22 protein-coding genes are annotated in these 23372 nt (G+C 61.1%); 6 read left to right on the top strand and 16 right to left on the bottom strand.

Annotated elements, in window-relative coordinates; translation table 11 throughout:
* Nucleotides 1-4: 4 nt before the first annotated feature.
* On the top strand, nucleotides 5-1549 hold the full coding sequence (lysS, locus tag PAQ31011_RS15820) for a lysine--tRNA ligase (protein WP_150576724.1): 1545 nt from the start codon (nucleotides 5-7) through the stop codon (nucleotides 1547-1549).
* 96 nt (nucleotides 1550-1645) lie between these two features.
* Here lysS and PAQ31011_RS15815 read toward each other — a convergent pair whose 3' ends face one another.
* From PAQ31011_RS15815 to PAQ31011_RS15805, 3 genes are all read right to left on the bottom strand, one after another.
* Complete coding sequence (locus tag PAQ31011_RS15815) at nucleotides 1646-2788, bottom strand: hypothetical protein (protein ID WP_150576723.1); 1143 nt, start codon at nucleotides 2786-2788, stop codon at nucleotides 1646-1648.
* 119 nt (nucleotides 2789-2907) lie between these two features.
* Nucleotides 2908-3510: a hypothetical protein gene (locus PAQ31011_RS15810; RefSeq protein WP_150576722.1), complete on the bottom strand. Its 603-nt coding sequence runs from the start codon at nucleotides 3508-3510 to the stop codon at nucleotides 2908-2910.
* Nucleotides 3511-3570: 60 nt separating this feature from the next.
* A complete protein-coding gene (locus PAQ31011_RS15805; protein WP_150576721.1) occupies nucleotides 3571-4785 on the bottom strand; it encodes a glycosyltransferase family 87 protein in 1215 nt (404 codons plus the stop codon).
* 348 nt (nucleotides 4786-5133) lie between these two features.
* On the opposite strand from PAQ31011_RS15805, the gene PAQ31011_RS15800 reads away from it, so the two are divergent.
* Nucleotides 5134-5844: a glycine zipper 2TM domain-containing protein gene (locus PAQ31011_RS15800; RefSeq protein ID WP_150576720.1), complete on the top strand. Its 711-nt coding sequence runs from the start codon at nucleotides 5134-5136 to the stop codon at nucleotides 5842-5844.
* A gap of 142 nt (nucleotides 5845-5986) precedes the next feature.
* Here the strand turns inward: PAQ31011_RS15800 and iscX are convergent, their stop codons facing one another.
* From iscX to PAQ31011_RS15745, 11 genes are all read right to left on the bottom strand, one after another.
* Complete coding sequence (iscX, locus tag PAQ31011_RS15795; protein ID WP_039399317.1) at nucleotides 5987-6181, bottom strand: Fe-S cluster assembly protein IscX; 195 nt, start codon at nucleotides 6179-6181, stop codon at nucleotides 5987-5989.
* A gap of 50 nt (nucleotides 6182-6231) precedes the next feature.
* Complete coding sequence (fdx, locus tag PAQ31011_RS15790; protein ID WP_039399319.1) at nucleotides 6232-6573, bottom strand: ISC system 2Fe-2S type ferredoxin; 342 nt, start codon at nucleotides 6571-6573, stop codon at nucleotides 6232-6234.
* A 22-nt stretch (nucleotides 6574-6595) separates the two neighbouring features.
* Entirely contained in the window at nucleotides 6596-8473 is a 1878-nt protein-coding gene (hscA, locus tag PAQ31011_RS15785) for a Fe-S protein assembly chaperone HscA (protein ID WP_150576719.1), read from the bottom strand.
* Between the two features lie 86 nt (nucleotides 8474-8559).
* A complete protein-coding gene (hscB, locus tag PAQ31011_RS15780; RefSeq protein WP_150576718.1) occupies nucleotides 8560-9090 on the bottom strand; it encodes a Fe-S protein assembly co-chaperone HscB in 531 nt (176 codons plus the stop codon).
* 95 nt (nucleotides 9091-9185) lie between these two features.
* On the bottom strand, nucleotides 9186-9416 hold the full coding sequence (locus tag PAQ31011_RS15775) for a DUF3565 domain-containing protein (protein WP_174990149.1): 231 nt from the start codon (nucleotides 9414-9416) through the stop codon (nucleotides 9186-9188).
* On the bottom strand, nucleotides 9397-9720 hold the full coding sequence (iscA, locus tag PAQ31011_RS15770) for an iron-sulfur cluster assembly protein IscA (protein ID WP_039399326.1): 324 nt from the start codon (nucleotides 9718-9720) through the stop codon (nucleotides 9397-9399). The genes PAQ31011_RS15775 and iscA overlap by 20 nt, the downstream gene beginning before the upstream one ends.
* Before the next feature lie 29 nt (nucleotides 9721-9749).
* Nucleotides 9750-10157 (bottom strand): Fe-S cluster assembly scaffold IscU, encoded by a 408-nt coding sequence (gene iscU / locus PAQ31011_RS15765; protein ID WP_150576717.1) that lies wholly within the window; start codon nucleotides 10155-10157, stop codon nucleotides 9750-9752.
* Nucleotides 10158-10175: 18 nt separating this feature from the next.
* Nucleotides 10176-11399 (bottom strand): IscS subfamily cysteine desulfurase, encoded by a 1224-nt coding sequence (locus PAQ31011_RS15760; protein ID WP_150576716.1) that lies wholly within the window; start codon nucleotides 11397-11399, stop codon nucleotides 10176-10178.
* A 31-nt stretch (nucleotides 11400-11430) separates the two neighbouring features.
* Nucleotides 11431-11958 (bottom strand): Fe-S cluster assembly transcriptional regulator IscR, encoded by a 528-nt coding sequence (gene iscR / locus PAQ31011_RS15755; RefSeq protein ID WP_039399331.1) that lies wholly within the window; start codon nucleotides 11956-11958, stop codon nucleotides 11431-11433.
* Between the two features lie 116 nt (nucleotides 11959-12074).
* Complete coding sequence (locus PAQ31011_RS15750) at nucleotides 12075-14183, bottom strand: site-specific recombinase (RefSeq protein WP_150576715.1); 2109 nt, start codon at nucleotides 14181-14183, stop codon at nucleotides 12075-12077.
* 221 nt (nucleotides 14184-14404) lie between these two features.
* Nucleotides 14405-14881, bottom strand: a complete 477-nt coding sequence (locus PAQ31011_RS15745; protein WP_174990148.1) for a low molecular weight protein-tyrosine-phosphatase — start codon at nucleotides 14879-14881, stop codon at nucleotides 14405-14407.
* 331 nt (nucleotides 14882-15212) lie between these two features.
* Between PAQ31011_RS15745 and PAQ31011_RS15740 the strand changes: the two genes are divergently transcribed.
* The gene (locus PAQ31011_RS15740) at nucleotides 15213-15917 is read left to right on the top strand and encodes a lysozyme inhibitor LprI family protein (protein WP_150576949.1); all 705 of its coding nucleotides are present in this window, start codon (nucleotides 15213-15215) and stop codon (nucleotides 15915-15917) included.
* A 520-nt stretch (nucleotides 15918-16437) separates the two neighbouring features.
* Here the strand turns inward: PAQ31011_RS15740 and uvrB are convergent.
* Nucleotides 16438-18525 (bottom strand): excinuclease ABC subunit UvrB, encoded by a 2088-nt coding sequence (gene uvrB / locus PAQ31011_RS15735; protein WP_150576714.1) that lies wholly within the window; start codon nucleotides 18523-18525, stop codon nucleotides 16438-16440.
* A gap of 343 nt (nucleotides 18526-18868) precedes the next feature.
* Here uvrB and PAQ31011_RS15730 point away from each other — a divergent pair, with 343 nt between their 5' ends.
* Together PAQ31011_RS15730 and PAQ31011_RS15725 are read left to right on the top strand one after the other, a co-directional pair.
* Nucleotides 18869-20068 carry an amino acid aminotransferase gene (locus PAQ31011_RS15730; protein ID WP_046291481.1) on the top strand — a complete coding sequence of 400 codons (1200 nt, stop codon included), beginning with the start codon at nucleotides 18869-18871 and terminating at the stop codon, nucleotides 20066-20068.
* A gap of 251 nt (nucleotides 20069-20319) precedes the next feature.
* A complete protein-coding gene (locus PAQ31011_RS15725; protein WP_150576713.1) occupies nucleotides 20320-21561 on the top strand; it encodes a polyhydroxyalkanoate depolymerase in 1242 nt (413 codons plus the stop codon).
* Nucleotides 21562-21674: 113 nt separating this feature from the next.
* On the opposite strand, the gene PAQ31011_RS15720 is transcribed toward PAQ31011_RS15725, so the two are convergent.
* Entirely contained in the window at nucleotides 21675-22313 is a 639-nt protein-coding gene (locus PAQ31011_RS15720) for a TetR/AcrR family transcriptional regulator (RefSeq protein WP_150576712.1), read from the bottom strand.
* 104 nt (nucleotides 22314-22417) lie between these two features.
* On the opposite strand from PAQ31011_RS15720, the gene rsxB reads away from it, so the two are divergent.
* Nucleotides 22418-23326, top strand: a complete 909-nt coding sequence (rsxB, locus tag PAQ31011_RS15715) for an electron transport complex subunit RsxB (RefSeq protein ID WP_150576711.1) — start codon at nucleotides 22418-22420, stop codon at nucleotides 23324-23326.
* Nucleotides 23327-23372: the final 46 nt, after the last annotated feature.

The following is a 23372-nucleotide window of genomic DNA, read 5'->3' as shown; positions in this document are numbered from 1 at the left end:
CATCATGACCGATCAAAACACTCCGGCCGACTCGGCCAATCAGGCCAACGACCTGCCGCAGGACGACAACAAGCTCATCGCCGAGCGTCGCGAGAAGCTGGCGGCGATCCGCGCTGGCGGCGTCGCGTTCCCGAACGACTTCCGTCCCGAGCAGCACGCCGGCGATCTGCAAGCCCGCTACGAGGGCGTGGAAAACGAAGCGCTCGAAGCCGAACCCATCGCCGTGTCGGTCGCCGGTCGCATGATGCTCAAGCGCGTGATGGGCAAGGCGGCTTTCGCCACCGTGCAGGACGGCAGCGGTCAGATCCAGTTCTTCGTGAGCCGTGACGACGTCGGCGTCGACTCGATGACCGCCTTCAAGGGCTGGGACATCGGTGACATCATCGCCGCCACCGGCACGCTATTCCGCACCCGCACCGGCGAACTGTCGGTCAAGGTCAAGGAACTGCGACTGCTCGCCAAGGCACTGCGTCCCCTGCCGGACAAGTTCCACGGTCTCGCCGATCAGGAAACGAAGTACCGTCAACGCTACGTCGATCTGATCACGTCGCCGGAAACGCGTAACACGTTCCGCGCCCGTGCGAAGGCCATCGCATCGATGCGTCAGTACATGACGAACGCCGACTTCATGGAAGTCGAAACGCCGATGCTGCACCCGATCCCGGGTGGCGCTGCGGCCAAGCCGTTCATCACGCATCACAACGCGCTCGACATGCAGATGTACCTGCGTATCGCGCCTGAACTGTATTTGAAGCGCCTGATCGTCGGCGGCTTCGAGCGCGTGTTCGAAATCAATCGTAACTTCCGTAATGAAGGCGTGTCGCCGCGTCACAATCCGGAATTCACGATGATGGAGTTCTACGCAGCCTATACGGATTACCGTTGGCTGATGGACTTCACCGAAGCGCTGATCCGCCAAGCAGCGACCGACGCGCGCGGCACCGCGACCATCGAATATCAGGGTCGCGAACTCGACCTGTCCAAGCCGTTCCATCGCCTGACGATCGTCGAAGCGATCCGCAAGTACGCGCCGGAATACACCGACGCACAACTCGCCGAGATCGACTACGTACGCGGCGCACTGGGCAAGTACGGCGTGAAGGTCGACGCCCCGCAGTTCAAGAACGCCGGCCTCGGTGCGCTGCAACTGGCACTGTTCGAAGAGACGGCCGAGAGCCAGTTGTGGGAACCGACGTTCATCGTCGATTACCCGGTGGAAGTCTCCCCGCTCGCACGCGCCTCGGATACGCTCCCGGGCATCACCGAGCGCTTCGAACTGTTCATCACGGGCCGTGAAATCGCCAACGGTTTCTCGGAGCTGAACGATCCGGAAGATCAGGCCGCACGCTTCCGTGCGCAGGTCGAGCAGAAGGACGCCGGCGACGAAGAAGCCATGTACTACGATGCCGATTACATTCGCGCACTTGAGTACGGCATGCCCCCGACGGGCGGCTGCGGCATCGGCATCGATCGCCTGATCATGCTGCTCACCGACAGCCCGAACATTCGCGACGTGCTGCTGTTCCCGCACCTGCGCCGCGAAGACTGATCGGGACGGACAGGCGGCGCAGGATCTCGCGCCAACCGTCCGCTCAGTCCGTACGGCAGAAAAAAAGCCGCAACCGTTTCGGGGTTGCGGCTTTTTTCATCGCCATGCGTAAGTTAAGGGTTGCGAATTCCACGAGTGATCATCGGTTTTGGGTGCCGAGCCATCGGATTCGCTCGTCGTCGTATCCACATCTGCAGGCAGCTCTGTCGTGGACATGTTCGTCGCCGCTTCCGTGCAGGCTGCGCGACGACGCGTCAGCGCATCCTCCCCTTCCCGGCCAATCAACGACTTCCGCCAGTCGATCCCCGCACACTCGACGAGAAAGTCATTGATCTCGATGGCCGCCACTCGTGCAACTTCGCCCTCCTTCCCCATGCGCTCGACCGATCGAGTCACGTTCGAAAGACAATCGACAAGGCCGCCCGCGTGCATGTGAAACGCCACGATGCGCGCGCAGATGGTGTCCGCAACGTTCCCCGCCTCGCGGGTGGCAAGATGCGGCAAAACGGCGCGACCCACCGCACAAAATAGCTCTGTGTTCGGGTCTGAGGCCCACACGGATTCGTCGATGATCGGCATGACCGCGCGCCACGACGGGGCCAACGCACGCCACCCCAGGTCATACTCAAGCGCCGCCATCGTGCCCGGGGCGAACCCCGGCTCCCGGATGTACACCGACGGCAGCGATAACGCCTCGACGGTTGCAAATTCACTGGCGTCCACGTTTGGACTCGTGGCCCGAGGCAAGTCCGAGACCATTTCGAAGTTGGCCTCCAGGGGCGAATGGACGTCAGTGCGCCCCCGCTCCCCCGCGCCAACGCCCAGGCACGCCATGCGTGCCGAAATATCCAACGGCACATCGCCCGCATGAGCGTTGGTCGGACATCCATCCGCAGCACGCGTCGCGTCGAGCAGTTCCATCCAGAGCGCGCCGACCCGGTTCTCGTCCAGAAACGCCACACGATCCGGTTCGGAATGCAAATGCATGATAGTGCGACCGTCGACCTGCACTTCCACTGGGGACGCTTGTGGCAGGAGCGTCCGACACGGTGCCCGCAGCACAGGCTCCACGACGGCACTCAGGATGCGAGCGCCATCGAAATCGGTCGCCAGGGCGGAATGCGAAAGACGCTCGGAGGCAATCGGCGAAACGGCCGGAACCCCACCGCTGATTGAATCGAGCGTCGGAGCGGCATAGGCGCTTGGGGCATGGCCAGGTACTGATGGCAAGGCTGGCATACGTAGTCTCCGGTGACGGCAGCGAAATGTGCCGTCAATGAGTCTATGTAGCCGTCGATGTCACGTTTTGGCGTCAAGAGCCGTGGCTATGTGAAACGAGTCAATACGAAAAACCCGTTTCAGAAAGCCGGACTTCCACGATACGCGGACGGCCAGTCGCCATCGAGACGCAACCAGCTACGCGAGATAGGGAGCACTGCACCGTTCGACGCCCCCTCGATCAATTGACGTAGCGCCAGCGATGAGAGCGTCTTCGTGTCGGTAGGAAACGCCACAACGAACGTTCGGTTCACGGCGACGGCCGCAAACTCCGTCATCTCAAAGTGCTCCACCATCGACTGATAGAGATTGCCCAGCACGAGCGCACCGGCAGGTGCCATCCAGTTGCCGCGCGAGCCGCCGATCATCGTACCGTCGTCCAGGCGCGCAATACCGAATTCGAAGTGGCGCGCGGTCCATGCACGCGAAAGATTGGAGGCGGCCTGCGCAAATACCGCTTCGAAAGTCAGGCCGGCCGCTTGCAGATCGTTACCGTGCAGGCGTCGAAGTCCACTCGGGCTATCGAGTACGAGCGTAACGAAGACATCGTCAGAAAATGGCTCAGTGACATCCCCCTCGGGATCGTGCGCATCCACCCACGCACGTTGCACGACGTACGGATAGATATGCGGATGGCTGGCCGCATCAAGCGGCGTTTCAAGAGCAGGTAGCGTATCGATCATGACGGTGGGACAGGTCGATGAGAATGACGTTCACAGACAATGCGTGCCATTATGCGCGCGTCACGTCAGACGCGGATGCGTCCATCGACACGCACGCACCACGATCAGCAGCATTAATGCCGGAAGTATCCACACGCCCCACTGCCCCATCGGCGTCCACAGCACAGCGAGGTACGCTTGCAAGGGCAGCGCCCATGCAACGATCAGCAACAAGTTTTCCAGCCATCCCCATGGTCTGCGCGAAGCGGCCGGATGACGTGACCCCGATGGCGCCGGGTCGATCGACGTGGCGAGGCATAGCAACGGCACAATCAACCACGCCAGCTCGTAATACAGCAAATACGGCTGGACGAGTAACGTGGCAATCACCGCGGCCGCCACGCGCAGCGGCAACGGAGCCTGCCTCACCCACAACCATGCCGTGAACAGCACGGATGGTACCGCCACGAGTCCGTACAACACGTACGCCGCAGGCAGCGTCGCGCCCTGCAATCGCGCCATCGCGAACACCGTGGGCATCGCATGCCAGATGTCCCCCGCGCCCTGCTGAACGACTTCTGCGTTGAACGTCGCCACCGCCGCAAAGAACGCCTCCCACAATGCCCATCCGCCCCACAGCAGCGTCAGGACGCAACAAACGCCCCCGGTCAGCACCATCGCGCCTAACGCTCGCCATTGCTTGCCGCATAGCCACCACAACGGCAACAGCACCGCGAATTGCGGCTTTATGACGAGCAAGCCAGCACATACGCCCGCTAACAACGGGCGCGCACCCGACTGACTCAGGGCGACGGTCATCAGCAACAACGTCATGATGGAGTTCTGACCGACCAGCACGGCCACCCAAAGACCGGGGAAAGCCATCACTACGAGCCACGGCCAACCGGCCCATCGTCGCCATTGCATCACCGCCAACGCAAACAACACGACACTCACGGTGACGTATATCGCGTAGGTCCACGAATAAGGCAACCATGAGAGCGGCTGGATCAGCCATTGGAATGTCGGTGGATAGAGCCAATGCCCGAGTTCGGTGTACGCAGGAAAGAACTGGAGTTGTGCGGCGTCGAGCGTTTCCGGATGAAATGCCGACATCGCGCCGAGATGCGTCGTCAGCCAGGACACCGTCCAATAGACACGCAGATCGTGTCCGAGCGGCGGCATGCTGTGCTCGCCACCGCCGTCGCTCGTCAACCAACTGACGGCCCATGCACCCAGCGCAAGCCATTGCACCAGCATCACGACGACGGCTGCGATGACGACCCCGCGTGACAACGTGGTAGCCCCCGAAGCGATGCTTCGTTGCCGGAGTGCCCCAGTTGACGTCACCGTCTGTCGATTCACCTATCGCTTCCCCCACGACTTGTTTCTTTTGTTAAGTCCGCCCCGCCAGACTTGTGGGACATGCACCGTCAAACGCAGAAAATATCCATATTTTTCATAAACTTAGGACAACACCAAGGGTCTATCAATACGCTTCGCAGTGATGCACATCTTACATCGCGTTACAAAATGAAACGGATGCCGCGCTTGCCGTGACGGAAACTTTTCTCATGCGAAATCGCCCGTGCACGCCAGCACGCAGAAGGGGATTCGCTCTTACCGCACGATGGAGAAAACAACATGGATAACGATCTGCAACCGCGCCGCATGCATCCTTTGGTCGCTGCCGCTGCCGGCAGTATCGTCGTAGTCAGTCTGCTGGGGGTTGCCGCCATCACCGGCGTGCTGCCGGTGGCCAAGAGTACGGACGGCCCTGCGTCGTCAGGCAACAGTTCGCAGTACGCATTGACGTCGCCGCAATCGCCGTCGCTCTCGGCACAATCGCAATCGCAACCGTCGACGACGGCCACGCAACAGCAAGCGCAGCAGCAAGCCCAGCAACAGGCCCAATACGCGGCTCAGCAACAGGCCGCTGAGCGCGCCCCAGCTCCGCAACCGACGTATGCGCAACAAACGGCGGCACCGGCACAACCGACACAGCAACAAGCCGCCGCGTGCTCTACGTGCGGTACGGTGCAATCGGTGCAGCCGATCCGTACGGAAGGCCACGCTTCGGGGCTTGGTGCTGTAGGCGGGGCCGTGGCCGGCGGTCTGCTCGGCAATCAGTTCGGCGCAGGTAACGGCCGTACGGCAATGACGGTGGTCGGCGCGCTCGGCGGCGGTCTGGCCGGTAACGAAGTCGAAAAGCGCGTGCGCTCGGACACCGTGTATCGCGTCTACGTCCGCATGGATACCGGCAAGACGCGTTACTGGACCTATCAGTCCGCACCGGGCGTACAGCCGGGTGACCGCGTGCGTTTGGAAAACAACGGACTCGTACGCGCAAGCTGAGACTTCTCGGCGGCAAGTCGCCATGCCGCCGCCCGCGCGTGAATGCGTCTCGCAGAAACACAAAAGCCGCTCTCCTGAGCGGCTTTTGTTTTGGGATGCGATGACTTGCAGCGCATCCTTTCGTCTCTCACGACACTCCGACTCAGTCGGCTTCGTCGATCCATGCCAGTTGAATGGCTTCCAGGATCTTTTCGCCGGAGCGGTCCGGCGCATCGTCGAAACCATCGAGCGCGACCACCCACTTGTGCAGGTCGGTGAACCGCACATATTGCGGGTCGACATCGGGATGCGCTTCGGTCAGCGCAATCGCGATTTCCAGGCTGTCGGTCCATTTCATGGGAAGGCTCCTTTGTTATCTCGTCACTGCGCGAGGCCAGATGGCGTCGATCAGTGATTTTCCTTGGCGTGGTTGATCGTGTACTTCGGAATTTCGACCACCAGATCGGTGTCGTCGGGCATCAGCGTCTGGCACGACAGGCGCGACGTCGGCTCCAGTCCCCAGGCCTTGTCGAGCAGATCTTCCTCTTCGTCTTCTGCGGCTTCCAGCGACTCGAAACCTTCACGCACGATCACGTGGCACGTCGTACAGGCGCACGACAGCTCGCAGGCATGCTCGATCTCGATGTGGTTATCGAGCAGCGCACGGCACACGGACGTGCCCGGGGCAACCTCCAGCACAGCGCCCTCCGGGCACAACTCGACGTGAGGCAATACAACGATTTGCGGCATGGCTTTGAATTCCGTGTGTGTCTTACAGTTTGTCGATATCCGCAACGCGTCGGCCAGCCAGCGCGGCACGGATACTCTTGTCCATGCGGCGTGCGGCGAACTCGTCGGTGGCGTGCGAAAGCGTTTCGGTGGCCGTCTTGATGGCGACTTGATCGTCACCACTGGCCTTCTGACGCAGATCGGCCAGCAGCGCGTCGATCTGCACACGCTCCTCGGCATTGAGCAGTTCAGGATCGGCTTGCAGCGCGCTGTCGATGGCGACGAGCAGACGCTCGGCTTCCACCTGTTGCTCACGCAGCGCGCGGGCGCGCATGTCCTGCTCGGCCGAGCCGAAGCTGTCCTGCAGCATGCGCGAGATGTCCTCGTCGGCGAGGCCATAGGACGGCTTGACCTCGATGGACGCTGCCACGCCGGAGTGCATTTCCTGCGCGAAGACAGACAGCAGCCCGTCGGCGTCGACCTGATACGTCACCCGAATGCGCGCCGCGCCGGCCGTCATCGGCGGAATGCCGCGCAGCTCGAAGCGCGCCAGCGAACGACAGTCCGACACAAGCTCACGCTCGCCTTGCAGCACGTGAATGGCCATGGCGGTCTGACCGTCCTTGAACGTCGTGAACTCTTGTGCGCGCGCCACCGGGATCGTGGCGTTACGCGGAATGATCTTCTCGACCAGACCGCCCATCGTCTCGACACCGAGTGAGAGCGGAATCACGTCGAGCAGCAGCCAGTCGTCGCCTTCAGCCTGGTTGCCGGCCAGCAGATTGGCCTGCACGGCGGCGCCCAGCGCCACGACCTGATCCGGATCGAGGTCAACCAGCGGTTCGCGACCGAAGAAGCTCTCCACAGCCGCCCGCACTTGCGGCATGCGCGTCGCACCGCCCACAAGTACAACGCCCTTGACGTCTTCCGGTCCCATCCCCGCGTCACGCAGCGCCTTGCGCATCGGGCCGATCGTGCGTTGCACAAGCGGTGCGCCCAGCGCCGTGAACTGTTCACGCGTGAGTTCCAACGACAGGTTGCGGTCCCCGGACAACGTCACGCTGAGGGTCGCTTGCTCGGTATCGGTCAGCGCTTCCTTCACGGTACGTGCGTGATCCAGCAAACTGCGTACGTCTTCGGGCGTCAGCGACGCCGTTTCGATACCCGCGCTCTGCACTGCCCAGCGGTAAATGGCCAGGTCGAAGTCGTCGCCGCCCAGCGCCGAGTCGCCGCCGGCCGCGAGCACTTCGAACACGCCCTTCGTCAGACGAAGGATCGAGATGTCGAACGTACCGCCGCCAAGGTCGTAGACCGCGTAGAGTCCTTCCGCTGCGTTGTCCAGTCCATACGCAATCGCAGCCGCCGTCGGCTCATTGAGCAGACGCAGGACATTGAGACCGGCCAGACGCGCGGCGTCCTTGGTCGCTTGCCGTTGCGCGTCGTCAAAGTACGCGGGCACCGTAATCACGGCACCGACGAGATCGTCGCCAAGCGTATCTTCGGCACGCTGACGCAGCGTCGCGAGAATCTCGGCGGAGACTTCCACCGGGCTCTTCACGCCACCTGCGGTATTCATCTGCACCATGCCCGGCGCATCAACGAAGTCGTACGGGGCGTTGTCTGCGTGGGCCACGTCCGCGAGACCTCGGCCCATGAAGCGCTTGACGGAGACAATGGTGTTGCGCGGATCACTGGCGGCCGACGTCTTGGCGTCGTACCCGATCTGCGTGCGGTGACCGCCCAGATAACGGACGACGGACGGCAGTAACACGCGGCCCTGATCGTCGGGGAGGACTTCGGCCACACCGCTGCGCACGGAGGCGACGAGCGAATGCGTCGTGCCCAGATCGATGCCCACGGCGAGTCGCCGCTGGTGCGGCGCGGGGGACATGCCGGGTTCGGAAATTTGCAGAAGGGCCATGACTTTGCAATACGGGCGACGCGTGAGCGCGTCCACCCTGTTCTCAAGCAGTTCTCAATGACATGTGACGGCGCCGCACCGGGCCGTCACGCGTTTTCCAGCATTTCGATGCGCTGCGCGATATCTTCCTCGGCGCGCGCAATGAACATCAGTTGTCGTACGGCTTCCGCCGCAGGCTGCCAGGCCGCGCTGTCGAGCCAGTCGCCCAGCTTCGTCAGGCGTACGCGACGGTCGTCGCGCAAAGACTTGGCGAGCGCGTCCAACGCGCCGATGTTGCGGGCAGCGACCGCGTCGTCGATCGCTTCGCGCCACTCCATCTGCTGCATCAGGAAATCGGGGGCCATCGCGGTATTGTTCTCCGCGCCCACGTCGATCCCCTGCAACGTCAGCAAATAGGTCGCACGCTGCAACGGGTCACGCAGCGTGCGGTACGCGGCATTCGCCTGCGCGGCCCACTGCATGGCCACGCGACGCTCAGCATCGCTCGCACTCGCAAACCGGTCCGGATGCACGCGTGATTGCACCGCACGATAGGCCGTCTCCAGCGCTTGCGCATCGAGTGCGAAGCCCTGCGGCAGATCGAACAGCGTGAAATAGTTGTCAGTCAATGCACTCATCGCGCTCCGGGCTCGCATTCGGCCCGTAAAAAAAGCGGCTCGCGCCGCCTTGTTGCCTACGCTACTACGCCCCGCTTGCCAGACCGACCCGCACTTCACTCGTCGACTGGCTCGCCGCGCTCGCATTTGCGGCACGGCAACTCGCTGCCCAGCATCGCTTCGCGGCCTTCAGGGCTTTGGGTCCATGTCCGGATCTGCCACGGAGGGAGATGCCGGACATGTTGCCCATGCCCGCATGCGAGTCGCGCGACCCACTGGCCTTCGTCGTCTTGCCGAAAACCGATGATCTCGCGCAGCGGTACAGCGTCAGACGCGGAACGACTCACCGCAGCCGCACTCGTCCTTGACGTTCGGATTGTTGAAGCGGAATCCTTCGTTCAGGCCTTCGCGCGCGAAGTCCAGCTCAGTGCCGTCGATGTACGGCAGACTCTTCGGATCGACGATCACCTTCACGCCGTGGCTTTCGAAGACCGTGTCTTCACCCGCCACGTCGTCGGCGTACTCCAGCTTGTAGGCCAGGCCCGAGCAGCCGGTCGTCTTCACGCCCAGCCGCAGGCCCACGCCCTTGCCGCGCCGCGTCAGATAACGCGTAACGTGCTGCGCGGCCTTCTCGGTCAATGTAACGGCCATCTTGCCTGATTCCTTATTCGTCGCGCTGCTTACGCAGCCTGAGCCGCATCGGCCGACTGGCCGTGCTTCTGCTTGTAGTCGGCAACCGCCGCCTTGATGGCGTCTTCGGCCAGAATCGAGCAGTGAATCTTCACCGGCGGCAGGGCCAGTTCTTGCGCGATTTCGGTGTTCTTGATGTCGAGCGCCTGATCCAGCGTCTTGCCCTTGACCCACTCGGTCACCAGCGACGACGAAGCAATCGCCGAGCCGCAACCGTAGGTCTTGAACTTGGCGTCTTCGATCACGCCGGCTTCGTTCACGCGAATCTGCAGCTTCATCACGTCGCCGCAGGCCGGTGCGCCGACCATGCCCGTACCAACGGCGTCGTCGCCCTTCTCGAACGAACCGACGTTACGCGGGTTTTCGTAGTGATCCAGAACTTCCTTGCTGTACGACATGGCTAACTCCTTGAATACTCAGTGTGCGGCCCATTGGATCGAGTTGAGATCGACCCCGTCCTTGTACATTTCCCACAGCGGCGACAGATCGCGCAGCTTGCCGATCTTGCTCTTGAGCAGTTCGACCACGTAGTCGACTTCCTGCTCGGTCGTGAAACGACCCACCGTGAAGCGAATCGAGCTGTGCGCCAGTTCGTCGTTGCGGCCCAGAGCGCGCAGTACGTACGAAGGCTCAAGCGAGGCCGACGTGCACGCCGAACCCGACGACACCGCCACATCCTTGATCGCCATGATCAGCGACTCGCCTTCGACAAAATTGAAGCTGATGTTCAGGTTGTGCGGGACACGTTGTTCCATGTCGCCGTTCACATACACTTCTTCCATCTCCGTGAGGCCCTTGAGCAGACGGTCGCGCAGCATACGCACGCGCTCGTTCTCGGTGGCCATCTCTTCACGCGCCAGACGGAACGCCTCGCCCATGCCCACGATCTGGTGCGTCGCGAGCGTGCCCGAACGCATACCGCGCTCATGACCGCCACCGTGAATCTGTGCCTCGATACGCACGCGCGGCTTGCGACGGACATACAACGCACCGATACCCTTCGGGCCGTACGTCTTGTGCGCAGAGAACGACATCAGGTCAACCTTGAGTGCTGCCAGATCGATCGGCATCTTGCCGGTCGCTTGTGCAGCGTCAACGTGGAAAATGATGCCCTTTTCGCGGCAGATCTCGCCGAGCGTGGCGATGTCCTGAATCACGCCGATTTCGTTGTTCACGGCCATGATCGACACGAGAATCGTGTCCGGACGCAGCGCTGCCTTGAAGACGTCCAGATCCAGCAGGCCGTCGTCCTTGACGTCGAGATACGTCACTTCGAAGCCTTCGCGCTCCAGCTCACGCATCGTGTCGAGCACGGCCTTGTGCTCGGTCTTCACGGTGATGAGGTGTTTGCCCTTGCCTTGATAGAAATGCGCCGCGCCCTTGATGGCGAGGTTATTCGACTCGGTCGCGCCCGACGTCCACACGATTTCGCGCGGATCGGCGTTCACCAACTTGGCAACTTCCTCGCGTGCCTCTTCCACCGCCTGCTCCGCGGCCCAGCCGAACGAGTGGCTGCGCGATGCCGGGTTGCCGAACTGCTCACGCAGGAAAGGCAACATCTTGTCCACGACGCGCGGGTCAATCGGCGTCGTGGCGCTGTAATCCATGTAGATGGGGAGGTTGAGGGTGTCGTTTTTCATGGGGTGCTCCAGGATCGTGCCGTGGCGCCTGTTATGAACGGGCCATATCAAAGACCGAATTGGGGATACGCGTCGTCATCGTCTGGTTGTTGTTACCAGACTCGCGCGTGTCGCGCAGCACGGCCTGTTGGGCCTGCTTGCTGCGCTGCTGCTCGACGAGGTCACGCAGGGAAACGGAATCGAGATACTCGACCATCTTCTGGTTGAGCGTCGCCCACAGTTCGTGCGTCATGCAGTGGCCGCGATGGCCGTCCTGGCCCTTCTCGCAATTGCCCTTGCTGCCGCACTGTGTGGCGTCGAGCGGTTCGTCGACCGCAATGATGATGTCAGCGACCGTCACCTCTTCTGCGCGGCGCGCAAGACTGTAACCACCGCCCGGACCGCGCACGCTCTCCACGATTTCGTGGCGGCGAAGCTTCCCGAACAGTTGCTCCAGATAAGAGAGCGAAATTCGCTGACGCTGACTAATGCCCGCAAGCGTCACGGGACCCGCGTCCTGGCGCATGGCCAGGTCGATCATCGCCGTGACGGCGAAACGGCCTTTCGTGGTAAGTCTCATGATGATGCAGGGGATTAATCTCGACTATTTTCGTCAAGTATAAATTCCCTACGAATTTAGTCAAGTACTTCTGGCCCATTTTTTGCGAAAGTTCCCTCGTCCGCTTGTGAAAATTCTTATTTTTCGGGACGAGCTTCCGGCCGGGGCGAGCCCAGAGGAAACAGCAGCACCAAGGGATTGCGCAGCACGGCGCGCCAGATGGCGCGGTGGATTTGCCGACGGTCGCCCAGTCGCAGTGGACGCGATCGAAGCGCCATGTGGAATGCTAACGCAAAACTGACACCGACGTTGAGCAGCCCCATGGCCGCCACACCGGCAAACGCCAGCCACAGCGCCGAGTCGTGCAGCACCGAACCGCCCAACACACCGATCGAGGTTGCGATGGCCCCGGTCGACAGGGTGACGTGACGGACCTCGAAGGGCAAAGCAAACGCCGTCAGCACAGCCGGCACGAGCCCCAGCATGAAGCCGAGCATGAGATTGCCCAGCACCGGCGCAATGTGGCGTCGGCACCAGTCGGCGAGTCGCGCCGCCCCCTGACGTCCAAAAACGAAACGTAGGCGGCGGTTGTACGCAAGGACATCGCCAATGCCATGCAAGGCGAACCAGTTATCCGCCCAACCGGAAATCAGGCTGGAACACCACAACAGCACACCGGTCAGCGCCGCAAAGAACGGCGTTACGCCGAGAATCGAGAACGAATTCAGCGTAGCGTGCGCTTTTTCCGGTGAGATGGTGTTTGCGCCGAGCGCCGCCGACACCGCCCATTGCACCAACAGGCAGAACGGGAAGACCATCGCTAGATTGCCGAAGATGGCCGCCGCCTGCGTACGCACCAGCGCAATCACCTCACCGGCGAACGCGTCCATCCCCGCCGGCGTATCGACGTCATCGAGCTTGCTGGCGATGGCCGGTGCCGTCATGGCCGGTTGCTTGGTGGCCAGCGTGAAGTGGCAAAAGTGCATGAACAGGAAGCACAACGCGTAGTTGGCCCCGGCAAAGAAACCTTCGACCACGGTCGGAAAGTGGGCGCCGGCAATCATGAACTTGATGTAGACGGTCACGACTGTCACCAGTCCGCCACCGCAAGCCATCTTCAGCATCGAGAAATACTCGCTGCGATTGCGTGCGATGTAATGCTCGCCGGTTTCCGCACTACGCTCGACGACCTTGCGCGCGAGCAAGCCGAACGACGTCCGCGCCAGCTCGCCCACGCTTTGGCTCGCCCGGTTGGCTCGCACCAGGTCCGCGAGCAAACGCACACGCGCTGCGGCCTTATCTCCGCGATCTCCATAGGTCAGCCACGCCTCCAGCAAACGTTCGAGACGACGAATCCGCGCCTTGGCGCGCTCGACCTGAAACACGATATCGACGCTGACGCCGTTCTCGTCGAGGTGCGCATACACGTCACGCACCGCGCGGCCGCAATCGTCCAGCAGTGCGCGAAATACGTTGATCTGCTGCACGAACAATTGCGACGGCGGCGCACCGTGCGCGAACTCCTGACCGGCATCCTCAAGCGCCTGCATGGCACGGCCAAGCCGATAAAAAGGCGAATCGGTGACACGGGAATACGTAAGACGCGAGCGCACCGCCTGCGACAGTCCCGTCGACGCGATCTGGTCGACAAGGTGGTGCATGGCGGCCAGCAGATCTTCGGCGAACGGATTCCAGTCCGCTTCGGCGTCTTCTGCCTCGCCGTGATGAAGCAACGCAATCAGGTCGCCCAGCAACTCGGCCGGCATGGCGGCGATCCAGTCTGCGGCATCGCCGTCGGGAAACATGAGGGAACACAACGCCGAGAGGTCCCGCCGCGTCGGAGGCGGCGGAATCAGCGCCTTTTCGATGCGCTCGGCCAGCGCACTCCAAAAGCCGGGCCGCACCGGCATGCCTGTGTCGCAGAGCAGCGAAATGGCATCGCTTTCGTTGATGACGCTACGCAACGTGCGCGCCACCGACAGTCGCCACTGCGGATTGCGCGCCAGCATTTGCAGCAAATAGCGCAGGCGCGTATGCGGCCGGTATCGAGCAGCCTCCCCTTCCTCGCGCACCTCATTGACGATCGCGCCGCGCTTTTGCACCCAATGCGCCAGCTCGATCAACCATTGGTTGCGTACGGCCAGCGGCGCGGTGGGATCCGCGTGCGCGAGCAGTTCGTCGAGTTGATGGCCAGCATGGCGCGAGGCGCGCCACTTGCGCCAGTACGAAGTGAGCGAATTGAACATGGGTCGGAAAGTGCGTAGTCAGCTACAGCGACAGAAACAGAAGGGGCACGGGAGTCACCGGCACTTCTGGCATACGACAAATCGCACCGCCCGGCCTCATCCCGTCAGAGAGGGCCGAATGATAGCCCTATTGCGGCGACTCGCGAAGCCATCGCGTCACAGATCACGGCGCACACCCGTAATTCCCACTTCCCCATGAGGATGCGCGCGCCTGCGACCGATCAGTCAGCCTGTCCCAAACGCACGAGCAGGCCGTCAAGACCGTCTTCAATATAGTCGAGCACGGTCTCGAACCCTTGCGCGCCGCCGTAATAGGGATCGGGCACTTCGGTCGCGTCATGACGCGTCGCAAAATCCATCAACCGGACGATCTTGTGACGAAACGCTGCGGGACTGCGCGCCATGAGCGCCGAGACGTTCGCGTCGTCCATGGCCACGATCCATTCAAAGCGCTCGAAATCGCTCGCTTCGACGCGACGCGCCCGCAGTGCGCTTAGATCGTAGCCGCGCCGCTTCGCCGCCGCCTGCGTACGCTCATCCGGGGCATGACCGATGTGATAACTGTGCGTCCCCGCCGAATCGACCTCGATGAGATCTGACAATCCCGCTTTGGCGAGTCGATCGCGAAAAATGCCGTCGGCGCTCGGGGAGCGGCAAATATTGCCCATGCAGACGAACAAGACGGAGGTTTTCTTCATTTAATTTAAATCGAAATACAACAAAAATTCGTATTTCGATCCATCCTTAAGTTTCTTGAATCCGGTAGAAATGTATTAAAGTTGCGATCATCATTCACACGGGGAAGGACATCGACTCACCGGAGTCGATGTACCACAATATAAAACGATGAATAAGTACTGGAAAACTTTCGCAAGCGTGTGCGTCACCACCATCGCGCTGACGGCCTGCCAAAAGGAAGCGCAAAAAGAACCAACGCAGCCTCAGACGCCAGCCCCTGCGGCGAATATCCTACCTCCGACGCCAGCTCCGACTCCGGCTCCGCCGCCACAGCCGCGTCACAACTATGCACTGAACCAAAATGGAACATATGGCTATGAGCCGGCGTTGAGCGAAGATGACATCCGCCAAGGCCGCGCCACAAAGGCCCTTGTGATGGTTCGATATGTCGGATTACGCGAAGGCAATTACGTTTTGCTGATTATCGATCAAAACAATCCTGCCATCGCGACCAGAATCACATGCCAAGCGCCGTGTGAATTCGCTCAGTCTCAGGTCATGTCAAACGATTACGTGCTCAAGACAGAAACCGTTCGCGTCACACCCAGTTCGCTCTTGAGCGCCATGATCGACGATGCAATGGCAGGTCAACTAGTTGCGTACGGAAGCCGTCAAAACAGTCCCGCAGCAAGTATCGCGACGAACAATACTGGCTCCGCGAGCCTCGGAAGTACGCAAGGCCAGCCCGATACACCCGTCGACGCGGGAGGACAATTACAACAAGCGAGCTTTGATTGCACGAAGGCCAAGTCAATACCGGAATACCTTATCTGTCATGACCCGCAGCTCGCTGCGTCGGATCGCGAACTCGCCAGCATCTTTCAACAAGCGAAGCTTGCCGTTCAAGATCAGGCGGCCTTTACCGAACGCACTCGTAAGCAATGGAATTATCGCGAGAAGAACTGTCGGGATAAGGACTGCTTGATCGCTTGGTACGCGTATCAAAAGAACACACTTACCAAGATTGCGCAAACCGGAGACGTGAGCGCCCAGTAACGTAACGCTCACTCGATGACACGAGCCTGCTTGTAGGGTGGGCAGCGCCGACACCGCGCCCGCCCGAGCCCTCCCGAATGAAGCTTACGAAAGCCGCCAGCCAGCTCCTTGTCTCTGTCTCACCATACCGCTGGCGAATACCGGCGAATTCGATAAGGAGCATTGCACTGCAGGGCTGAGCCCGGGTCTTGACCCAAGCGACCGATATCAAAATTCAATTTGACCCGTTTTTCCCGGAACTGACGATTCAGGATCCGAAGGTGTGATTCCCCCTAAGGTGCCCCCAAAGGACGATTGTCGAGCGGCCTCCCGACTTCACGGCTGATATTGTGCCGTCATCGCCCAGCTTGAGAGTCAAATCGGTCGAGTCGCCCCCACTCCGGCGTCAACTAACCCACAGAATGTAACCCAACACGCTCGATCAGGATTGATGGCTATTCTTCCGAATTAGCTGCAGCAGCCTCAAAGCGCAGACAAGCAGCTCGGGGCCCGCGTCGTGAGCTGCTGCTCCGAGCTTCGCTCACACCTTCGGGCCCAATTCCGCTTCGCTGGCACCGTCGGTACCGAACACCAGCGCCTTGACGTGCAGCAGTTGGTCCCGCACCTTGGCCGCCTTCTCGAACTCCAGGTTCCGCGCGTGTTCCTGCATCTGCTTTTCGAGCTTCTTGATCTCGCGAGCCAACTGCTTCTCGGACATATCCTGATAGTGCGCCTGCTCTTTGGCCTCCGCCATTTCTGCCTTGGCGTCTTCCGGATCGTAGACACCGTCGATGATGTCTTTGATGCGTTTCTTCACGCCCTGCGGCACGATCCCATGCGCTTCGTTGTGCGCCATCTGTTTGGCGCGACGACGCTCCGTCTCGCTGATCGCTCGCTTCATCGATTCGGTCATCTTGTCTGCGTACAAGATGGCCGTACCGTTCACGTTACGTGCGGCCCGCCCGATCGTCTGAATCAGCGAACGCTCGGCACGAAGGAAACCTTCCTTGTCCGCATCCAGAATCGCGACCAGCGACACTTCCGGAATATCCAGCCCTTCGCGCAACAAGTTGATACCGACGAGTACGTCAAACGCGCCTAGACGCAAGTCACGGATGATTTCTACGCGCTCAACGGTATCGATATCGCTGTGCAGATAGCGGACCTTTACCCCGTTGTCCGACAAATACTCGGTCAACTGCTCGGCCATTCGCTTCGTGAGCGTCGTCACGAGGACGCGCTCGCCCACCGCCACGCGCTTGTTGATTTCCGAGAGCACGTCGTCCACCTGCGTACGTGCCGGACGCACATCGATCGTCGGATCAATCAGCCCGGTCGGACGCACCACCTGCTCCACAATCTGCCCGGTACGCTTGGCTTCGTAATCTGCGGGTGTGGCCGAGACGAAAATCGCCTGACGCATCTTGCGTTCGTACTCGGCAAACTTCAGCGGACGGTTATCCAGCGCCGACGGGAGACGGAAGCCGTAGTTGACCAGATTCTCCTTACGCGCCCTGTCGCCGTTATACATGCCGTTGAACTGGCCGATGAGCACGTGGGACTCGTCGAGGAACATCAACGCGTCCGGCGGCAAATAGTCGACGAGCGTGGGCGGCGGCTCGCCGGGCGCTGCGCCCGACAGATGTCGCGAGTAGTTTTCGATGCCCTTGCAGAACCCCAGCTCCTGCAACATCTCCAGATCGAAGCGGGTACGCTGTTCGAGGCGTTGCGCTTCGACCAGCTTGCCATCCTTATAGAAGAAGTCGAGACGCTCACGCAGTTCGTCCTTGATCGTTTCGATGGCGCGCAGCACCGTATCTCGCGGCGTCACGTAATGTGAGGACGGATACACCGTGAATCGCGGCACCTTCTGACGCACGCGCCCGGTGAGCGGGTCGAAGAGTTGTAAAGAGTCGACTTCGTCGTCGAACAACTCCACGCGCAGCGCCAGCTCGGCGTGTTCTGCGGGGAAGATGTCGATGGTGTCGCCGCGTACGCGGAACGTACCGCGCCCGAAATCCGTCTCGTTGCGCGTGTACTGCATCGCGATCAGTCTTGCGATGATCTCGCGCTGCCCCAGTTTGTCACCCTGACGCACCGTCAGGATCATCTGGTGGTACTCGCTCGGATTCCCGATACCGTAGATGGCGGACACCGTGGCGACGATCACCACATCACGACGTTCCAGCAGGCTCTTCGTCGCCGACAGCCGCATCTGCTCGATGTGCTCGTTGACCGACGAATCCTTTTCGATGAACAGATCGCGCTGCGGCACGTACGCTTCCGGCTGGTAATAGTCGTAGTACGAGACGAAGTACTCCACCGCATTTCGCGGGAAGAACTCGCGGAACTCGGAATACAACTGCGCTGCCAGCGTTTTGTTCGGTGCGAACACGATCGCCGGACGTCCCATGCGGGCAATCACGTTCGCCATGGTGAACGTCTTGCCCGAGCCGGTCACACCCAGCAGCGTCTGAAACGCGAGTCCGTCGTCGATCCCCTCCGTCAGCTGGGTGATGGCCGTGGGCTGATCGCCTGCCGCAGGAAACGGGCAATAGAGCTGATAAGGCGAGTCGGGGAACGTCAGGAACTTGCTTTCGTCGAGATCGGTGTCAGCCGCAGGGGTCATGGCGGGGGCGCGAGCATGAGGGACGTAATCCGGCATTTTAGCGCGTCGGACGATTCCCTGAGTCCGATGGGTGACAGCCATCCCAACAGCCATCCCATCGAACCACCGCAAGCAACGCCGTCGCAGCCTGCGGGAGGCACGCGTGAGTCGCGTACCCCGCGATTTCGTCAATTTCTGGCAATGCGTGGCAGTTTTCGTGCCGAAAAGGCACGATTTCGTGCACGGCGGGCCTGTGTTTACCACAAGCGCAGGTAATCTTCGCTAAAATAGCCCGCTGGGCCGAACCTGCGTAAGTTGCGGCCGACCCGCTGCATTTTCCTACTACCTGCCTCGAGCCGTCGAAATGACTCTCTTTTCCGCTGTCGAACTCGCCCCGCGCGACCCCATTCTTGGTCTGAACGAAGCCTACAACGCCGATCACCGCACCGATAAGGTGAATCTGGGTGTCGGCGTGTATTTCAATGCAGAAGGCAAACTGCCCCTGCTCAAGGCCGTGAAGGCAGCGGAAGAACAACGCGTGGCGGCTGGCCTGCCGCGCGGCTATCTGCCGATCGAAGGCATTGCTGCGTACGACAAGGCCGTCCAGGAAATGCTTTTCGGCAAGGAATCGCCGGTGCTGGCCGAAGGCCGCGTGATCACCGCTCAGGCGCTGGGCGGCACGGGTGCACTGAAGATCGGTGCCGATTTCCTGAAGCAATTGAACCCGAACGCCACGGTCGCCATCAGCGATCCGAGCTGGGAAAACCACCGCGCACTGTTCACGACGGCTGGCTTTAACGTCGTGTCGTACCCGTACTACGACGCCGAATCGCACGGCGTGAACATCGCCGGCATGCTGGACATGCTCGGCAAGGAGCCGGAAGGCACGATCGTCGTGCTGCACGCCTGCTGCCACAACCCGACCGGCGTCGACCTGACGATGGATCAGTGGGCGCAAGTTGTGGAAGTCGTGAAGGCCCGCAAGCTGGTGCCGTTCCTCGACATCGCCTATCAGGGCTTCGGTGACGGCATCGACGCCGACGCCGCCGTGGTGCGCCTGTTCGCCTCCACCGGCCTGAACTTCTTTGTCTCGAGCTCGTTCTCCAAGTCGTTCTCGCTGTACGGCGAACGCGTTGGTGCCCTGTCGATCGTGACGGGCAGCAAGGACGAATCGACCCGCGTGCTCTCGCAGCTCAAGCGCGTGATCCGCACCAACTACTCGAACCCGCCGACGCATGGCGGCTCGGTCGTCGCCGCTGTGCTGGGCAACGCCGAACTGCGCGCCCTGTGGGAAGAAGAGCTGGCCGAAATGCGTGAGCGTATCCGCGCGATGCGTCTGGCGCTGGTCGAAAAGCTGCGTGCTCACGGTGTGGAGCGCGACTTCTCGTTCGTGATCAAGCAACGCGGCATGTTCTCGTACTCCGGCCTGACGGCCGATCAGGTCGAGCGTCTGCGCGAAGAGTTCGGCATCTATGCCGTGAGCACCGGCCGTATCTGCGTGGCCGCGCTCAACGACAAGAACATCGACACCGTGGCGTCCGCCATCGCGCAAGTGCTGCGCTGATCGTTTGACGGTTTTGCCGCGGTCGACGATCGCGGCTGCCGTACGACAGAAAACAAAAAGGCCCGCCCACCGGCGGGCTTTTTTGCATCGGAAATTGTTGCATCGCAGCAGCGATAGTTAATAACAATGATCGGAATAAGCTAAGACTATCGATCCGATGCAGAAATGCCATATATCAGGGTTATGCTGCGTTGCACACCCGCGATAAACGGTTGCATAATTCCCCCATCATCCGCCTCAGGGCACACAACATGCTGTATCAGATTCATGAGTACAACCGTGCGTGGCTGAATCCCCTCACCACGTGGGCAAAGGCGGCGGCGACGACTTTCGTCAACCCGGGCAGCCTGCTTGCCATGATGCCGGGCGCGCCCCGCATCGCCGCCGGATACGAATTGCTCTACCGGCTCGGCAAGGACTACGAAAAGCCCGAATTCAACATCAAGGCAGTCGAAGTCGACGGTCACAACATTCCGGTCGTGGAAATGACCGCGATGGAGAAGCCGTTCTGCCGTCTGCTGCGTTTCAAGCGATACGCCGACGACGCGAGCGCCGTAGGGCAACTCAAGGACGACCCGGTCGTGCTGGTCGTCGCCCCGCTCTCGGGTCACCACGCCACGTTGCTGCGTGACACCGTCTCTACGTTGCTCAAGGACCACAAGGTGTACATCACCGACTGGGTCGATGCGCGTATGGTGCCGCTCGATGCGGGGTCGTTCCATCTGGACGACTACGTTGCGTACATCCAGGAATTCATCCGCCATATCGGCGCTGAAAACCTGCACGTCATTTCGGTCTGCCAGCCGACGGTGCCTGTACTCGGCGCGATCTCGCTGATGGCGTCGAACGGCGAGAAGACGCCCAAGACCATGACGATGATGGGTGGCCCGATCGACGCTCGCAAGAGCCCGACGTCGGTCAACTCGCTTGCCACGAACAAGTCGTACGAATGGTTCGAGAACCACGTGATTCATGCGGTGCCCTCGAACTATCCCGGTGCCGGACGCCTCGTGTATCCGGGCTTCCTGCAGCACGCCGGCTTCGTCGCCATGAATCCGGATCGCCACCTGAAGTCGCATTGGGACTTCTATCTGGATCTGATGCGCGGCGACAGCGATGACGCCGACTCGCACCGCCGTTTTTACGACGAGTACAACGCGGTGCTGGATATGGCGGCCGAGTACTATCTCGACACCATCAAGACCGTGTTCCAGGACTTCAGCCTCGCGAGCGGTACGTGGGATGTGGCCGGTCAGCGCGTGCGTCCGCAGGACATCAAGACCACAGCGCTCTTCACCATCGAAGGTGAGCTGGACGACATCTCCGGTAGCGGGCAAACGCAAGCTGCGCACGAGCTTTGCACCGGCATCCCGGCCAAACGCCGCGCGCATTTCACCGCGCCGAAGTGCGGGCACTACGGGATTTTCTCGGGCAGCCGTTGGCGTAACGTGATCTATCCGCAGATTCGCGACTTCATCGTGAAAAACGCCTGACCGTCATTCGGCAATCCTGACGGACATACGAAAACCGCCGTGAGGGCTTCGGCTCTCACGGCGGTTTTTGTTTCCGGTCTTCACATCGGATGCCGCTAGTTGCGGCTATCCGCTTATCGCGTGCGCAGTGAATCCAGCAGCATCTGCGTATTGAAGGACGAGTACGTTTTGCGCGACTCTTCGCTCATGACATCACGCCCCATCACGATGGAAAGCGTATGTCGATTCGACATCACGTAATACCCCATCGCCGAGATCGTCACGTACAGATCGACCGGATCGACGCCCTGACGAATTTCGCCACTGGCCTGACCGCGCTGGAGCGTCTGCGCGAGCAGTTCCACAATCGGCGAGACCTGCTGGCGAATTTCCGTCGACTGACGCATCGACTTGGCTTCGTGCAGGTTTTCGTTATTGATGAGCTGAATCAGCTCCGGGTGATCGGCGTAGTAATTCCAGACGAAGTGGGCGAGTTCGGCCACAGCGTCGAGCGGCGCAAGCAGATCCAGCTTCAGCGCGTGTTCGGCGCGGTTGAATTCGCCATAGACTTCTTCGAGCACGGCCAGATAAAGCTGATCCTTGTTGCCGAAGTAGTAATAGAGCATTCGCTCATTGATGTCGGCTCGGCGTGCGATGCTGTCCACGCGAGCACCACTGGAACCACGTTCCGCAAATTCCTCGATCGCAGCGGCAAGAATGCGCTGGCGGGTGCGTTCCGGGTCACGTTTGATCTTGGTTTCTGATGTTGTCATGATCGGCCGGTCGTTCTCATCGGGCGGAATTATGGCACAACGGTTTCAGTGTTTCTGCAAAATGCAGGATAATTCTAGTTTCCGCCGAATCCCCCACAAAAGACGTGTCCGAAGTCAGCGCGCTCGCCCAGCGCATCGATGCCCTATTGCCCCAGACGCAATGCACCAAATGCGGTTACGCAGGTTGCCGTCCGTATGCCGATGCTATTGCGAGCGGGCAAGCCAGCTATAACCAATGCCCGCCGGGCGGGGCCGAAGGTGTCGAGCGCCTTGCGAAGCTGCTCGGCCGTCCCGTCATTGCTCTCAACCCGGAGAACGGCGTTGAACGCCCTCGCCCCCGGGCCGTGATCGACGAATCGCTCTGCATCGGCTGCACCTTGTGCATTCAGGCCTGCCCGGTCGACGCCATTGTCGGCGCGGCAAAACTGATGCATACGGTCATCGAAGACCGCTGCACGGGCTGCGATCTCTGCGTCCCCCCCTGCCCCGTCGACTGCATCGACATGGTGCCCGTGACCGGCGCGCGTACCGGATGGGACGCGTGGTCGCAAACACAAGCCGATGAGGCTCGCACCCACTTTGAGGCCCACCAAGCGCGTCTGGAAAAGGACAAGGCGCAGCGTGAAGCCCGTCTCGCGGCACGCGCTGCGCGCGTTGCACCGGGACCGCAGAGTGCGCCCGCCGCCGATAACGCCCCGCCGCAGGTCGTGGCACCTCGCACGGAGGCTTTGTCGGTTTCGAATGATGGAACCACAGGTGCGATGCCCGCTGTCGACGAAGCAGCAACGGCGGCGGCACGCAAGCAAGCCATCATTCAGGCTGCGCTCGAACGTGCTCGTCAGAAGAAGGCCGCGTTGGCCGCCGAAGGCTTGGGCCCCAAGAACACCGAGAACGTGTCTGCGGCCGTGCAGGCGCAGATCGACGAAGCGGAAGCTCGCCGTAAGCGGCTGGGGCTTGAGGCAAGCGGCGACGCGCCAGGCACCGGCACAGACAACGCCAAAGATAACGATTGATGTAGGGCCCATTCGCAAGCAGTGCGAAGCCTGGACGCTTCGAACG

The organism is Pandoraea aquatica (assembly GCF_902459565.1).
Lineage (GTDB): Bacteria > Pseudomonadota > Gammaproteobacteria > Burkholderiales > Burkholderiaceae > Pandoraea > Pandoraea aquatica.
This window is presented reverse-complemented; position numbering and strand designations above follow the sequence as displayed.